The sequence below is a fragment of the Paenibacillus solanacearum genome (assembly GCF_910593845.1).
GTDB lineage: Bacteria > Bacillota > Bacilli > Paenibacillales > NBRC-103111 > Paenibacillus_G > Paenibacillus_G solanacearum.
Genome location: NZ_CAJVAS010000004.1, coordinates 20374 through 36646 on the forward strand (window position 1 = coordinate 20374; position 16273 = coordinate 36646).

General features: G+C 54.4%; 13 protein-coding genes. 3 read left to right on the top strand and 10 right to left on the bottom strand.

What is annotated here, in order from left to right; translation table 11 throughout:
- Positions 1-88 precede the first annotated feature (88 nt).
- On the top strand, positions 89-847 hold the full coding sequence (locus tag KXG62_RS06135; RefSeq protein ID WP_218091059.1) for a peptidylprolyl isomerase: 759 nt from the start codon (positions 89-91) through the stop codon (positions 845-847).
- Positions 848-869: 22 nt separating this feature from the next.
- Positions 870-3938, top strand: a complete 3069-nt coding sequence (locus KXG62_RS06140; protein ID WP_218091060.1) for a peptidase domain-containing ABC transporter — start codon at positions 870-872, stop codon at positions 3936-3938.
- A gap of 994 nt (positions 3939-4932) precedes the next feature.
- Here the strand turns inward: KXG62_RS06140 and KXG62_RS06145 are convergent.
- The 7 genes from KXG62_RS06145 to KXG62_RS06175 form a co-directional block, all read right to left on the bottom strand.
- A complete protein-coding gene (locus KXG62_RS06145; protein WP_218091061.1) occupies positions 4933-6657 on the bottom strand; it encodes an adenine deaminase in 1725 nt (574 codons plus the stop codon).
- 22 nt (positions 6658-6679) lie between these two features.
- The gene (locus KXG62_RS06150) at positions 6680-7741 is read right to left on the bottom strand and encodes an ABC transporter ATP-binding protein (RefSeq protein ID WP_218091062.1); all 1062 of its coding nucleotides are present in this window, start codon (positions 7739-7741) and stop codon (positions 6680-6682) included.
- A 15-nt stretch (positions 7742-7756) separates the two neighbouring features.
- Positions 7757-8545: an ABC transporter permease gene (locus KXG62_RS06155; RefSeq protein WP_218091063.1), complete on the bottom strand. Its 789-nt coding sequence runs from the start codon at positions 8543-8545 to the stop codon at positions 7757-7759.
- Positions 8546-8549: 4 nt separating this feature from the next.
- Positions 8550-9371, bottom strand: coding sequence for an ABC transporter permease (locus tag KXG62_RS06160; RefSeq protein ID WP_218091064.1), 822 nt, complete (start codon positions 9369-9371; stop codon positions 8550-8552).
- Between the two features lie 28 nt (positions 9372-9399).
- On the bottom strand, positions 9400-10329 hold the full coding sequence (locus KXG62_RS06165; RefSeq protein ID WP_218091065.1) for a nucleoside hydrolase: 930 nt from the start codon (positions 10327-10329) through the stop codon (positions 9400-9402).
- Between the two features lie 79 nt (positions 10330-10408).
- Positions 10409-11494 carry an ABC transporter substrate-binding protein gene (locus KXG62_RS06170; RefSeq protein WP_218091066.1) on the bottom strand — a complete coding sequence of 362 codons (1086 nt, stop codon included), beginning with the start codon at positions 11492-11494 and terminating at the stop codon, positions 10409-10411.
- 261 nt (positions 11495-11755) lie between these two features.
- Positions 11756-12109: a Na-translocating system protein MpsC family protein gene (locus tag KXG62_RS06175; protein ID WP_218091067.1), complete on the bottom strand. Its 354-nt coding sequence runs from the start codon at positions 12107-12109 to the stop codon at positions 11756-11758.
- 400 nt (positions 12110-12509) lie between these two features.
- On the opposite strand from KXG62_RS06175, the gene KXG62_RS06180 reads away from it, so the two are divergent.
- Positions 12510-13376, top strand: a complete 867-nt coding sequence (locus KXG62_RS06180; protein ID WP_246627335.1) for a metallophosphoesterase family protein — start codon at positions 12510-12512, stop codon at positions 13374-13376.
- A gap of 67 nt (positions 13377-13443) precedes the next feature.
- Here KXG62_RS06180 and KXG62_RS06185 read toward each other — a convergent pair whose 3' ends face one another.
- The 3 genes from KXG62_RS06185 to KXG62_RS06195 all read right to left on the bottom strand — a co-directional run bounded on the left by KXG62_RS06185 (position 13444) and on the right by KXG62_RS06195 (position 16246).
- Positions 13444-13737 carry a hypothetical protein gene (locus KXG62_RS06185; RefSeq protein WP_218091069.1) on the bottom strand — a complete coding sequence of 98 codons (294 nt, stop codon included), beginning with the start codon at positions 13735-13737 and terminating at the stop codon, positions 13444-13446.
- Positions 13738-14107: 370 nt separating this feature from the next.
- Positions 14108-14875 carry a sugar phosphate isomerase/epimerase family protein gene (locus KXG62_RS06190; RefSeq protein ID WP_246627316.1) on the bottom strand — a complete coding sequence of 256 codons (768 nt, stop codon included), beginning with the start codon at positions 14873-14875 and terminating at the stop codon, positions 14108-14110.
- 87 nt (positions 14876-14962) lie between these two features.
- A complete protein-coding gene (locus KXG62_RS06195; protein ID WP_218091070.1) occupies positions 14963-16246 on the bottom strand; it encodes an ABC transporter substrate-binding protein in 1284 nt (427 codons plus the stop codon).
- Between the last annotated feature and the right edge of the window lie 27 nt (positions 16247-16273).

Below are 16273 nucleotides of genomic sequence, written 5' to 3' on the forward strand. Positions count from 1 at the left end.
TAAGTCCCGAAAAATAAAAGAATCGCGAAAAATCCCCGCTCCATGCTAGAATACTGGCATAAGCCAGTGGAACGAGAGGGATGCAAGTTTGAATCCGGCAACCGTCATTGTACTTCGGATCGATCATAAATCGATGACCTTGAAGCAGCTGCTGCAAAGATTGCGCGTCGGCGCTTCCCTTGCAGAGCCCGAGCGCTGCAAGGACGACCTAGCGATCGAATGCTGGGCTGAGACACTCGGCATCGATGCCGACACCGCGGAGCTGCAAGCGGCCGTGACGGCGTTTCGCCGGGCGAACGGACTGTATACGACCGTTCAGGCCAGCGAGTGGCTCGAGCAACGGGGGATGACGCTCGACGACCTCGTGGATCTGCTGAAACCGCAGGTGCTTCGGGAGCGGATCACCCGCCATATCGTATCCGACGATGAAATCGTACGACATTACCATGAATGGGCTCGAGATTACGACCGCGCCGAAATTTCGATGATCGTCACAGAGGAATACGGAGCTGCTCAAGAGCTGCGATTTCGCGTGGAGGACGGCTCCGACTTTCATATGCTCGCTCGCCGGTATTCCTCGGATGACGCAACAGCCAAAGCGGGCGGATATGTCGGCTTCATAGGCCGGGAGGCGCTGGAGCACGAAATCGCGGCAGCCGTATTTAACGCAGCCCGTGGCGCGCTGCTTGGCCCCTTCGAGCATAAGAACGGTTACAGCCTCATTCTGGTCGAAGCGCTCTATCCTGCCGAGCTGGACGAGGCTGTCGAAGCAAGCATTCGCGAGCTGCTCTTCGCGCAGAAGCTGGAAGCGTACCGGCGTACGCTCGAGATTCATGAAGATTTATGACATTAGGTGAGGGACATCGTTCGTGAGTGAAACCATTTTATCCGATCTGCATCATATTCCCCTGCTCAACCCGTTGCCTGCGGAGGAGAAGCGGCGACTGGCTCGGCAATTTGAGCGAGCAACCTTCGTCATGGGACAGCCGATCCTGGGCCGCGAATGTGCCGCAGATTACTTCTATGTGATCGTAACCGGCGAAGCGAGAAAAATCGGCGTCAACGCCGCAGGTGAAGAAACGAATCTGGGGCTGCTGCGACCTGGGGAACACTTCGGCGAGCATCACTTGCTTGTCGGAGAGCCGGCCATCCCTCTGACGATTCGCGCAGCCTCATCCCTGGAGACGCTTCGGCTTGACCGGCGATCCTTCGAGGATTGGGTTGCCCGCTATCCCGCCATCGCAAGCGGGTTGAGGCAGTCGGCTTCTTCGGACTCCATCCGCTTGTTCCTGAAGCACCGCACGATGTTTGCTCCTCTCGGCCCGGAGGCGCTTCGCTCGCTGCCCGGCATGCTGGAAGTGCGCATGTACGAGCCAGGAGAATGCCTCGTGCACCAAGGAGAGCCAAGCGACACCTTCTACCTGTTAAAGTCCGGCTCCGCTTTTGTGGAGAAAGCGCCGGAGGCTGCAATCGTCAACCGCCTGTATGCGGGCGATGGTTTCGGCGAGCTGGCGCTGCTGTCGGGTACGCCGTACCAAGCGACCGTACGGGCTGCCGAACCGGCGATTGCATTTCACCTGTCGAAGTCGAACTTCGACGAGCTGATCCGCAAGTACCCGATCCTGCTCGAATCGTTTCGCTCGAACGCCCGCAGCGATTCGGACCAACCGATGCGAATGCCCGAAGCTCCGGAACTTGCGGAAGCCGCCGCCACTTCTCCGACCGAAACCGTTTCATTCGGCGAAGCAACCGCGTCGGCCGAGCGAAGCGGCAGAGCACGAAAGGCATGGCGCTGGCGGCGTAAATTCCCCGTGCTGCTGCAGCAGAGCGAGATGGATTGCGGACCTACGTGTCTAACGATGATTGCCCGTTATTATGGGCTGAACGCCAGTGTGAACCGGATGCGCGAACGGTGCAATGTCGGGGCGGAAGGAACGTCAATGCACGGGCTTGTTGAAACGCTCGAAGCGCTCGGGTTTACTGCGAAGGGTCTCAGTTTGACGAGCAGCCTCCTGAATGAGCTGCCGACGCCTTTCATCGCACATTGGAAAGGCAACCATTTCATCGTCGTCTATGCGGTCGGCGAGCATCATCTCGTTGTAGCCGACCCGGCGCTCGGCTACGTCGAAGCCGTGCTTTTGGATGAATTCAGCAAGCATTGGACCGGCTTTGTTATCACGATGCAGCCAAGCGGTCCGCTCGCCGCGCTGGACGACAAGGAAATCCTGTGGAAACGCTACTTCGATTATGTTCGACCGTTTAAAAAGCTGCTTGTTTCGGCCATTGGGTTATCTGTACTGATTGAGGTTATCTACTTGATGTTCCCTATCATGACGCAGCAGATCTTTGACCGTGTGCTGAACGATGCTGAGTGGCCGCTGCTGCATCTGTTCGTTGCCGCCATGCTTGTCATGATTGTCTTCCATACCGCAAGCATCGCCGTACGCCAAGTACTGATCGGCCGGCTCGCCTACATCCTCGATCAAGCGATGCTGGACCGTTTTTACCGTCATCTGTTCCGGCTGCCTTACACGTATTTTTCCAAACGAACGTCAGGCGATATTTTGACCCGAGTGCATGAGAACGAAAAAATTCGCCGATTGATGACCGACCATGCTTCCGAGCTGCTGCTGGATGGTTTGACCTTGGTGGTTTATGGGGGATTGATGGCGTACTACCATCCTCGCCTCGCGGCGATCTCCTTCGCGCTTCTGCCGCTGTACGTTTGCCTCTATGGTTATATCCTGCCGCGAATGCGACGCAATCTGCGCAAGCAGTTCATCGCCGAATGCGAGTCCCAGACGCAAATCGTGGAAGCGGTACAGGCCATCGCTACCGTCAAAGGCTTGTCCGTCGAAGGGATGATCCGCGGGAAGCTGATGCACAAGCTGAACCGGCTGCTGGCGCTGCGGCTGGAGGGCAACCGGCTCGACGCTGCGTCCAAAGCGGCTTCCTCGGCATTGCGGTCACTAAGCAAGGTGGCACTGCTGTATTGGGGTTCCACATACGTGCTGGAGGGGCAGCTTACCGTCGGCATGCTCGCAGCGTACTCCGTCATGTTCGCTTCGTTCCTGTTTGCGCTGGAAATGATCTCGCAGCGCATAAGCGAGCTGTCGGAGGCGCGAATCTCGATGGAGCGGGTGAACGATGTGTTCGAATCGACGCCAGAGCATCCCCGGCCGGAAGCGATGCGATTGCTTCCCGCGATTCAAGGCCATATCCGATTCGAGAATGTATCGTTTCAGTACAGCCGAGGCGGGAAGCTGGTGCTGCAATGTCTCGACCTGGAGCTGAAGCCGGGGCACACGGTCGCGCTTGTCGGGCGGAGCGGCTCGGGGAAATCGACGATCGCGCACCTGCTGCTGAAGCTTCTGGAGCCGACGAGCGGCGCCATCTCTGTCGACGGTTACCCGCTGCGCGAGGTGCACGCCGCCTCGCTCCGCAGGCAGGTGGGTGTCGTGCAGCAGGAGTCGATGCTGCTCCGCGGCTCGGTGCGGGACAATATCGACCTGAGCGGCGAGAACATTTCCTTCGAAGAAGTGGAACGGGCCGCCCGGCTGGCCGGCGCCCATGCATTCATCGAAGCGCTGCCGCTCGGCTATGATACGATCATCGGCGAAGGCGGCATTCGCCTATCCGGCGGTCAGCGCCAGCGGATCGCCATTGCGCGCGCACTGATCCACGATCCGCGAATCGTTATCTTCGATGAAGCCACAAGCGCCCTCGATACGGAATCCGAGCGAATCATTCAACACAACATGAGCGAGATGCTGGAAGGCCGAACGACGCTCATCATCGCGCATCGGCTGAGCACGATTCGCCATGCCGACCGGATCGTGGTGCTGGATCAAGGAGCCGTCGTCGAGAGCGGCACGCATGAGCAGCTTATTGAGCGGAAAGGCTTCTACCATCACTTGCTTGAGCAGCAAGTCTTGTAGCGGAGCAGCGTTTCCAACGTGAGCGACTCCCAAGCGCGCGAGCTCGCTGGGCGGGCGGCGCGATGGTCTGTCGAACCCTGCGATGGAATGATGGGGCTGTGCTAGCGCCATTGAGTCGCAGTGGAATATATTGGAATGAACTTCCCCGAAAAGCTCGCATCGATTGGGACTACACCATCATGGAACGAAAAACCGTCCGGTTCATTCTAATCGCCGGACGGTCATTTGCTGTAAGTATGGCTCAAGCTAGGCGTTGTACATGGTGGTTACTCTTTTTAGCGTAGAGCCGCCCGACTCTCCATCTTACGTTGAGATGCACTCATAGAGTCAGGATCGCCTAAGATGATAACTGTATACATGCTCTCTTGATTCGGACAGCCTACAATGACATGACAAACTGAGCTTCACGCATTCGCGGATCATTAGAACCGTAAATAGACTAAATGACGAAAGAAGCTCCGATAGGTTATGTACGGGAAGACGAGCCGCAGTAGATTATAATGGCGTTCATATAGAAGCTGTTTGCGGCTAGTTCAGCCAACCGAATAGTTTATAGGTCAAATCGAACGATTGCAAGTGAATCTCCACTAAAAGAGCGAAATAGTGGAACAATCGAACGATTCAAAGCGTTACCCCTTCGAATAGTTCGGCTAGACCAATTAGAGCGCGTTTTTAAACTTTTTGAAACGAAAATAGTGGGGATTCCACAATAATTAATTGGTTTTGCTGTTATTCACTATCGGGGCTTTCGTGATACGCAACAAGTCGTGAATCCGTTTTCTGGCCTGGGATAGCCCCTTCGTGCATTGGAATAACACCTTCATACATTAAGATGGCCCCCTTAGTACATGAACAAAAAACATCGCCCCTCCTACCCGGAGAGGCGATGTCTTATGTCGCGTTGCGGAGCTGCTCGGCGGTTGGTCCAACTAGTTCGAACGAGGTCAAACTAGGTCGAACTAGCGATATGAACCTGCCCCCCCGCTTCGCTCAGTTACATCGCTTGAACGAGCAGCGGAATCACTTGACCTTTATTCACGTCGATCAAGCCGTGATCCGTTAGCTTAAGCGCCGGACTGACCGCCAGGGAATGGGTGCTGAGCGACATGATCGGATTGTAATGCTGGTAGCCTAACGATTTCATCGCGCCGATCAGCCGCTCGACTTCTTCGGCCGTTTGTTCGAGCGGCGCTTCCGTCAAGATGCCGCCGACCGGCAGCCGCAGTCCTGCCAGCACCTGTCCACCTTCAACCGCGCAAAATCCGCCTTGATTGGCGATGACCCAGTTCGCCGCGAGCATCATATCGGCCTCGTTATGGCCGACAACGAGCAGGTTGTGATTATCGTGGGAGTACGTCGTCGCGACCGCGCCGCGCTTGATCGTATCTCCGCCGATTAACGCATAGGCGCGCTGGCCGCCTTTGCCGTAACGCTCGAACGTCGCCAGCAGCCCGTAGCCGCTTTCCCGCCACAGCAGCTGACCGTCACGCACCTCTACTTCGGCCTGATGCTCCTCGACGAACGTGGAACCGTCCTTGACCATCATCACCCGGCCCATGAATCGGCCGTCGCCGGCACCGCCGGTCTGCACCGTAACCTGAAAGTCGGCTTCAGTTAGCTCCGCCAGCTTCACGCTTTCGTAAAAATGCGCCGGGAAGGCCCGCTCCGCCGTGGCAGGCTGATAAGACTCGCCCGCGTCGTAAACTTTGCCGCCGCGCTTGTACACCTGCTCGATCGTCAATTCGCGAATATCCGATACGAGCGAGAAGTCGGCGAGCTTCCCCGGTGCGATGGCGCCCCGGTCATACATCCGCATTCTGCGGGCCGGCGTCAACGTAGCCGCATAGATCGCCGCTTCCGGCTCCATGCCCATACGGATCGCCTTGCGCACGATATGGTTCAGATGGCCGCGCCGCTGGAACGAATCGGGCATCACATCGTCGGTTACGAAGCAGAAGTGCTCGGCAACCTGATTGCGGATCAAATATTCCATCACATCCGCAGTCATCGATTTCTCCTGAAGCTCGATGAACATGCCGGCGGCGATGCGGGCTTCCATTCCCTCGATCGTTTGATGCGTGTGGTCGGAATCGACGCCGCTGAAGATCATCCGGTGCAGATCCAGATCGAGCAGCTTCGGAACATGGCCCTCAATGATCAGCTGCGGGTAAGCCGCGCGAATATGGTTCAATATTTGGTTCGTCTTGCAGTCGGGATCGGTGATCACATCGACATAGTTCATAATTTCGCCGAGACAAATGATGCGCTCCGTACGCAGCAGCTCGTCCATGTCTTCGATCTCGATCGAACCGCCTGTCGTTTCCATCGACGTCGCAGGCACCGAGCTAGGAATGGCATAGAACATGTCGGCTACGCAGTTCCGGCTCGCCTTGATCATTTCCTTGACCCCTTCCAGGCCGAACACATTGGCCATTTCATGAGGCTCGGGAACGATCGTGGTGACGCCGTTGCGAATGAGGGCATGTGAGAACGCCTCGGGTGTTATCATCGAGCTCTCGATATGCAGATGAATGTCGATCAGTCCGGGGATCATGTAGCGGCCTTTCCCGTCGATGATCTCGCCCGCTTCGAAGCTCTCGCTCCCCCGCTTGCCGATATATAGAAACTTTCCGTCCAGCACCGCCGCGTTGCCGGGCATGAACCGCTTGAAATAGCCGTTATAAATCTGGACGTTCTCGATCAATAAATCCACGCGCATGCTGTCTGCACCTCCAAGTAAGCTACTCCACCAAAATCAACTTCTCCACGGGAAACTGAACGCGCACCTCTTGACCGCTCGCATACGGCTGCTCCATCTCTTGGTTCGCCGTAAAATCGCCGAGCTCCGTCTCGATGACGTACTGGTAGCTCCGGCCGAGGAAGGTGCTGACCTTGACGCGGCCCGTCAATACATTCGGTCCCGCATCCAGCTCTTCCGGCGTACCCAGCCTCAGATCGTCCGGCCGGATGGCGCCCTTCTGCCCCTTCTGTTCTCCCCGACCCGGTCCTTGCACCGCGCGGAAAACGTGAGTCCCCGCTTGAAGCTCAATCTCGCTGCCGTGGTCCTGCCTGCGGTCGAACGTAATAAAATTTGTAAATCCGATAAATCGAGCCACGAATTCGGTCTTCGGATATTTGAATATCGTCGACGGCCGGTCAAGCTGCTCGATAATGCCTTTGTTCATGATCGCGACCTGATCGGAGATCGAGAAGCATTCCTCCTGATCGTGGGACACGTAGACGGTCGTAATGCCGAGCTCCTGCTGGATGCGGCGGATCTCCACCCGCATGTTGACGCGCAGATTGGCGTCAAGATTGCTGAGCGGCTCGTCGAACAGCAGCAGATCCGGCTCGATCACCAGCGCCCGGGCAATGGCGACGCGCTGACGCTGACCGCCGGAGAGCTCCTTCGGATAGCGCTGCTCGAAGCCGGACAAGTTGACGACGTCGAGCATGCTGCGCACGCGGCGGTCAAGCTCCGCTCCGCTTACTTTCCGCAGGCGAAGACCGAACGCGACGTTGTCGTAAACGGACAAATGCGGGAACAGCGCATAGCTTTGGAATACAAAGCCAAAATTGCGCTTGTTAACCGGTACGCGCGTATAATCTTTTCCGTTCAGCGCGAATTTGCCTTCCTTCGCTTCAAGGAAGCCGGCGATCAGGCGCAGCGTCGTCGTTTTGCCGCAGCCGCTCGGACCGAGCAGCGAGATCAGGCTTCCTTTTTCGACGGACAGGTTGAAGTCTTTCAATATATATTGCTGATCATAGGCTACAGCTATATTTTCCAAGGTTAGCATGGCCATGGACGCAAGCCTCCATTATCGTTTGGTAAAGTAGGAAAATCCCATCAGTCGCTCGATCAGGAACATCAGTACGGCGGTGAACAGCATCAGCAGTACAGAGATGGCTGCCACCGTCGGGTCGAAGTTGTTCTCAACGTACAGCAGCATCTGGATCGGGAACGTGCTGACTCCGGGTCCGGTCATGAACACCGAAATGTCGACATTGTTGAACGATTCCAGAAACGCGATCAATACGGCGGCGATAATGCCCGACTTGATGTTCGGCAGCACGACGGTGAAGAACGTCTTCAGCCTTCCTGCACCGAGACTGAGCGAAGCCTCCTCCACGGCAAAATCGAAGTTGGCCAGACTGGAGGCGATGACCCGGATAATAAACGGCAGCATGATGACGGTATGCCCGAGCAGCAGCGCCGCGTAAATCGGCAGATGGTAAGTAATGATGACGTATTTCAGCATCGTAAATCCGAGTACGATGCCCGGAATGAGCACCGGCGATATAAAGACCGCATTCAGCGCGTCCTTCCCCCGGAACTGAAACCGGCTTAACGCATACGCTGCCGGCAATCCGAGCAGCAGCGCGAGCAGGTTGCCCGCCAGCGACACGACAATGGAAGTAATGAACGACGTCTTGAACATCGTCACTTCGAAAATATGATGATACCACTTGAGCGAAAAGCCTTGCGGCGGGAATTTCAGCGCGCTTCCCGGCTCGAATGAAGCGAAGGCGATAATCACCAGTGGTCCAAGCAAAAACACATATATAAGAAGTGTAAACAGGCCGAGCCCACGGTTCTTCTCCTGCATGCTTCTACCCCTTCGGATTTAATTTGTTGGCCAGCTTATTCATCAGCGCGATAATAACGAACGTGATCGCCATCATGATCGTGGCGACGACCGAAGCGAGGTACCAGTCGTTCAGCGTGATCGCGTTCTGATACAGGAACGTCGAGATGACCCGCTGCTTGCCGCCGAGCAAGGTCGGCGTTGTGTAAGCGGTCAAGCTGCCGACGAACACGAGAATGCCCCCGATGATCAGCCCCGGCACGCTGAGCGGTATGATTACCTTGCAGAACGCCGAGAACCGGCTCGCCCCCAGGCTTTCCGCCGCCTTAAGAAGATCGGGATCGATATTCTCCATGACGCCGACGAGCGTAATGATAATGAGCGGCAGGAACAAATGAATCAGACCGATCATCATCGCCGTCGGCGTGTATAAAATGTTCAGCGGCTCCTGAATCAGTCCGGTCGCCAGCAGCGTGTTGTTGAGCAGCCCTTTTTTCCCCAGGATGATCGTCCAGCTAAACGAGCGGACGACGGAGCTGGTCAGCAGCGGGAAGATGGCGAGCGCGAGCAGCAGTCCTTTTTGCCTCGGGCTGCGTCTGGAGATGTAATAGGCCACCGGAAAGCCTAGCACCATGCACAGAACGGTCGTCACCAAGCTGACGCGCAGGGTGGTCCATAATATTTTCAGAAAATATGGATCTTGAAAGAAGTGCAGATAGCCATCCGCCGTGAGACGGCCCTCATGGTAAAAGGTCGAGCCTACCGTCAGGAGAATCGGGATCACCATGAAAGCGGCCAAGAACAGCAGGCCCGGCACAAGCAATATAGCCAAATACGATTTCTTCATGTTACTGTTCTCCTGTTCTTAAGGTTCGCTAGCCGCGCAAAACGGTCGTAAACATGCGGAGAAATTCGTCTGCCGCCACATCCAAGCAGACGTGAACGTTCGGCTCGCGCGAGAGCCGGTTCTGGAAGTCGCAGACCGTCTGGCCGTCGCACAGCTCGCTGCGCGTCTCCACGTCGACGTAGTACGGCTTCGTCAGGACGAGCTCCCGGTTCAGCGCCACGCCGACCGCGAGCGGATCGTGCAGCGCACAGGCGCGCACCCCGTTGCGCTCGTAATAGCGCTGCATGTAATCGCCCGTGCTCTCGCGGACATAGCAGGCCAGCGCCGAATCTCCCAAGGAGGCGATATGCGCTTCCGTCAGCAGCGCCTTGCGCGTCACGTCCAGACCGACGAGCGTGAGGGAAGCAAATCCCGCCTGGAATACAAGCTTCGCGGCCTCCGGATCGACATACATGTTATACTCCGCCGTCGGCGTCACATTCCCGAACGTCTGCACGGCGCCGCCCATCACGATCACTTCCTTCACGAGCCGTACCAGCTCGGGGTCCTTCGTGACGGCCAGCGCCAGGTTCGTCAGCGGCGCGGTCATGACCAGCGTCACCTCGCCGGGATGCCGCCGAACCTGGTCGATGATAAAGTCGACCGCATGTCCGTCCTCCGGCTGCTTGCGCACAGGCATGTCCTTCAGCGCTCCGCCAAGGCCGTCCGTCCCGTGCACCCGATGCTCGAAATACGTGCTGCGCTTGATCGGGCGGTCCGCCCCCTTGACGACCGGAATATGCTCCGCGCCGGCCAGCTGCAATATTTTGCACGTATTGACGGTCGCCTGCTCCAAGGAAACGTTGCCATTCGCCGTCGTGACGCCGAGCAAATCCATTTGGCCGCTGCGAATAGCGAGCAGCAGACCGAGCGCGTCATCCACCCCCGTGTCCACGTCGAGAATCACTTTGTTGTTCATCCGTTCGGGCCTCCTTGTGCTTTAAATCAAACAAGGGTACATGCCGCAACATATACCCTTGTCCCTTCATCTCCGCGAATTATTGCGTGACTTCCCGGTTGAAGCGGTCGATCCATTTTTTCAGGTTGGCGTTGACGAACTTCATATCCAGCTTGTTCAGCTTGGCAATCGTTTCCTTGCCGTACGTAATGCCTGTCGCCTCTTCCGGCGTCAGTGTCAGCGTCATATTAACCGGCGAGTCCACCTTGGCCTTCGCCGACTTCTCCTGGACCGTTTTGCTCAAATGCCAGTTGATGAAGTCTTCCGCCAGCTGCTTGTTCTTGCTGCCTTTGACGACATTGACCGTGTTCATGATCGCGTAGCCGCCGTCTTGCGGCGTAATGAACTTCGTCTCCGGAACAGCCGCCTTCAAATCCTTGACGTACATTTCCATAATCGGTCCCGCGGCAATCTCGCCTTGCGAGAACATATTGACGAATTCGGACGTCTGGCTGTAATATTTCACGACGCCGGGGTTCAGCGCCTTCAGCTTCGCCATCGCCTGATCTTCATTGAATGTTGCGTTGCCGGCTACGCGCGAAGCCGCGTCGATCATCATCGGGCCCGTCGTCGACGTAATGTTCGGCATCGTCAGCTTCTTGGCAAGCTCAGGGCTCCATAAATCGTTCCACGTCTTGATCTCTTTGCCCCCGGTCGCTTTCGGGTTATAGGCGATACCAAGCTGTCCGATCGTATAAGCCGGACCGTAATCCTCGCCGAGCGGCGCCCTGGCTACCTCGTAAATTTCTTTCAGGTTCGGGATGCGGCTGCGGTCGATCTTCTCGAACAAGCCGGCTTCAATGCCCTGCTGCGCGTAATAGTCGGATAAATAAATCAGATCGACGGAAGATCCGCCTTGCTTCACCTTGTTCAAGCGGTCCGCGTTGTTCCCGGCCTCGACGACGATCTGAACGTTATGCTCCTTCTCGAATGGCGCGTATACTTCCTTCTTGAAGAAGTCGTCCGAGAAGCCCCATGTGGAAATGACCAGCTTCGTCGGTTGGCCCTTCGGCGCTTCGGTCGATGCGCCAGCATTCCCTTGTTCCTTCGCTCCGCCGCCACAGCCCGTAGCGACGAGCCCCAAAATTGTCAGTGAAGCCAAGCCTTGTACCCATCGTTTTCTCATCTTGCGTGTTCCTCCCCAATTCAATCATGATCTATAGTGGTGAATCGTGAATCCGCAGCCGGTTGTTCCATTAGGTAGTATCCGTACCGTCTCCTAAACTATACATTTCCCCCATGGATTTCCAAGAAAACAAAAAAGTGCCCTTGTTTTAGAAAAAAATCTTCTAAACAAGAGCACTTTTCGTTGTAAACAACGGAAAGAGACATCCGTTTGACCTATTCGGTTTCCTCTTAAGATAAATCAAAAGAGAAACGCCGATCGTTAATTATTTTCATTCTCGCTCAGAATCACATTCGTGATCGCCCATTGGGTGGCGGGATCATAATCCCTGAGCACCGCTTCAATGGCAAGTCCCAGCTCCTGCTCCAGCCTCTCGCGGATTCGCCGCTTGTATATCGAGGACATATAATAATCCACTTCATACTTCAAGGTAGGAATCTCGCCCTCCAGCGCCGTGGAACGGGGCGAACGGCGGTGCTTGGCATGGACCGTAATCATTTGGCTATCGATGAACACCTTCAGCATCGTCGTACCGAAACCGAACAGCTCTTTCGCGATCTCATTGTAGATGTGACTTAGCTTCTTCCTGTTCTCGTTGGAGTCGATCAGGGGCATGAGTTCACCTTCCGGTAATCTGTAAACCGAAATTTATAATCTAGCATTATCATAATACAGAAGATGACCGAATAAATCAAGGTATAGTTCGGCTTTTGGAAGCAAAAATACGAGATTCGCCGAATATTAACGTGAATGAAGCGCAGATTTACGAAATATGCGAAAAGCACCTAGCCAGCATTCCTGTCCATGCGATCCCGACAGGCTCGGTATAGAAAAAAAGGGAATGCCACATTCCTTTTTTGAACAGCTGACGGGGTGGAAATCATCGCCAAATCGCAGAGACAACGCTTATAATACGAATAGGTGCTCACATGCATGCTGAATGATTTTGCAGTCCTGAATCACGATAAGAATCGGATTTGCAAACCTATGGGGAGGATTGTTCATATTGATCGCAATGGAAGATGTACCGCAGCCGAGTCCGGATCGCACGGTCATACGGATCGCCGGCATCGATAAAGAAATTCGCATGCTGCATATTACGGATTCGCATTTAACGGAAACGGACGAGCGTGAAGAAGACAGCGTGACGGCAGCCGGAATCAAACGAAACAAAGTTTTTGGCGGACAGGCCCTTACGCATTTTACAGCAGCTTTGAACCTGCACGAGGATGAGCCGTATGACGGAATCGTGTTTACTGGCGACATCATTGATTTTCCAACCCGGAAAAACCTGGAGATTGTGCAATCCCAGCTCTCTAACCTGCCCTGCCCTTATTTGTTCACGATGGGCAACCATGACTGGAAACACGACCATGAACAGCCGAGCGACGAGCTTCGGCATGCCGCATATCCGATGTTCAATCATATGCTGGGCCTCAATCCGTCGCACAGCAGTATGGAAATCGGAGGCGTCAAGATCATCGCCATCGACAACAGCAATTACCAGGTAAGCCGCAAGCAGCTTGATTTTGTCCAAGAACAGACGGCGTCCGGTTTGCCTTGCTTGTTGTTTTTCCACATACCGCTTTCGCTGCCTTCGCTAACGTCGAAGGTGCTTGAAGTATGGAAAAGCCCTATCCTGGTCGGCGCCAAAAACTGGGATAAGGAGAAGCAAAAGCGCTGGGGTGTCAAGGATGAAGAGGCCGGCACGAGAGAATTTATCGAATGGATAAAAAGTCCCGATGCAAGTCAGGTGGCCGGAATCTTTTGCGGGCATGTCCATTTTGCTCACCGAGAGGAATTCGCCGCCGGAAGGTATCAATATGTAACAAACCCCGGCTTTCAAGGCGGATGCCGGACAATCGTGATCCAACCGCTATAGCGTACCATGACTGACCAGCCATGTTAAAAAAAGGGATGAACATCATAGGCGATGCTCTCCCTTATTTTTAATGCTCGCTAAATTCGATTTCGTTAAAATCGGTAACGCACACCAGAGCCGTATCCGACCGATGAACCTCAATAGCGAACAATTCCTTATACGGCGTTTCGGTAACGGCGATTCGATCGTCTCTCCGCTTCCATTGCTCGAATACTTGCTGAGATATTTCAAATGGCAATAATGGCTTGATGGAACGTTTGCTGTGCACCACGATGATTTTTTCTCCATCTCTCGCGACGATGACGTTATTTCGGTACACCATCTTCAGATGCTTCTCTTTCTCCTCGTGCGATACTTTCATGGTTCCCCTCCGGTATGTAAAATAGCATTCTCGGATATTTTTGGCCGTCGCCGCGCAGCTAACCCGCCATCAACGGCCGTAATCCTTTTCTTTTATCATAACACCGGCTTCTAAACAAAAAATAAACAAATCGGATAAAATCGCGAAATATGGCGATTTTTGTCAGAATGATTGACATTTGTACTAGCCGCTTGAACGGTCAAACCTCATGAAAAAAGAGGCTAACCAATGAACCAAGTTAACCTCTTTCAGAAACGATGCTGTTCATTTGCATGCTCCGGTACCGACGGATACAGGGTGTCCGGGCAGATGCACTTCGCTCTTTCCTATAGCGTGCCTGCATGCATTTCAAGGATCGCACTATCCGCGGCTAAGCCCCTGCCCCCAGCTTCATGAGGTTGCCGTAGCTGATCTCCAGGCATTCGAACGGACTCTTGTCATAGCACCGGTCTTGTTCTACGCAGCCCCATTCCACGCCGATCTCCTTGCAGGCTTGCAAAATGCCCTTGAAGTTCATCGTGCCTTCCCCGATTTCACCAAAGCGGCGCTCTCCTTCTCGGGTGATGATCATATCCTTCAAGTGAATGACCTTCATGCGACCGTTCGCTTTGCGGATCCATTCCGTAACGTCTCCCCCTCCGGCTTGCACCCAGAACACATCCAATTCGAAATCGACCGCTTCCGGGTCCGTCTCCGCAAACAGGATATCCAGACCGGACCTTCCTTCAAATTTCGTAAATTCGAAGTCATGATTATGGTAAATGAACTTGAACCCCGCCTTATCGAGCCTTCTCCCGATGTCTGTCATTTCCTTGGCAAAAGCGTCATAGCCCTCCAGACTCGTGCGGTACCGCGGAGGCATGCTGCCCAGTCCGACGTATCGGCTCTCCCACACGCGGTGCCTTTCGATGACTGCATCGAGATGATGAACCAGTTCGTCGTAGCTGACATGCGTAGCGCAAATAGCAAGTCCTTCCCGATCCGCCAACGCTTTCAATGCCCGATCGTCAATAGGACCCATTCCGGAAAGCTGGATCGCGCGATATCCCATGTTCCGAATTCGCTTGAAGGTTTCGCTTATATCCTCCGGTGTCTTCAAATAGTCTCTGAGCGTGAACAACTGCACGGCTATTCTCATTTTCCCCGTCTCCATTCGGTCCCCGACTGTATTCATATTGTGACAATTTCGCTTTTCCATCATAGCGGCACAGGCCAAGCTTGCGTTTTACTTGATTGTATCCAGAAGCGCCTGTACCTTCTCATTGGCTATGCGCAGCGCCGTATTCGTATCCTGACCTTCCTTCATCATTTGAGCGAACACATCGCCGGCAATCGTCTCCGCGTTGGTATCGTTATTGCTCGGCACATACGTAGCGACCGCAAATTTGCGGTTGGTGATGGCCTTTACATTTTTCCCCTTCATAGCCGGAATATCGGCCATAAACTGGTCTCGAATACTTGGTTTATTCACCGCGCTCATATTTCCGTTTCTCGTAAAAGCCGTCTGCACTTCATCGGATAACAGCGTCTGCATGACCAGGAACGCTGCGTCCTTCTTCTCGCTGACCGAAGATATGCCCGTGAATATACCGTCCGGCCTTGTACTGACGCCGGGGAGTGTCTTGTGCTCGGGGTACGTCACCAGATCGAAATTCAAATTCGGATTTTTCAATGCGTCTCGAATCGTGCTGATGCTGCACGCACACATCGCAATTTTGCCCTTGGAGAAGTCCTGCCAGCCGTATGCCAATTTTTGCGGCTCGTAAATGCTTTTCCACAGTTCGAAATGTTCCCGCCAGGCGTCGGTGATCACATTCGCCTTTCCGGCACTATTCACGAACGGAGTATTGACTTGCATCGACAATCGGAATACCCGGTCGGGCCAAAAGCCGAAGTACTCTCCATTACCGTCCGCTTTGCTGATCTTTATGCCGAGATCGCGGACTTTCTCCCACGTCATCCCGTCGACCGGCGGCTTCTCTCCGAACCGTTCGAATATATCTTTGTTGTACATCAGTGCGTTGCCGTTGTAATAAATCGGGAGTACATGGATTTTGTCCAGCCCGCTCATGACTTTCATCGATTTCAACGTTTCGGCTTCGATCACGTTCGTGTCGAATTTATTTTTTTGGATGAGCGGCTCCAAATCGGCGACCGCATTCAACTCGCTTAACGGTTTAATGCTCGCGAACCATAAATAATACAGATCGGGCAATGACCCGGATGCGACCATATCGGTAATATTGCCATTAATGGGCATCAGCTCCACCGTAATATGCGGATACTTCGCTTTGACCGGATTTTGTACGTATTTCGCGAAATCTTCTTCGGTGAACATGCTTTTGTATGTCATCAGCTTTACGGTAACCGGATCGGGAGCTTTCCCTTTGTCCGGGTTATTCGCTTCGGCCGGGTTACCAGTGCTGTTCGGTTGCCCCGCATGGTTCGTGCAGGCGGTCGACAAGACGAGGATGACGGCGATTAGCATGAAAACAAAGCGTTTGATCAACGAAAACACCCCTTTTGAACATATTTC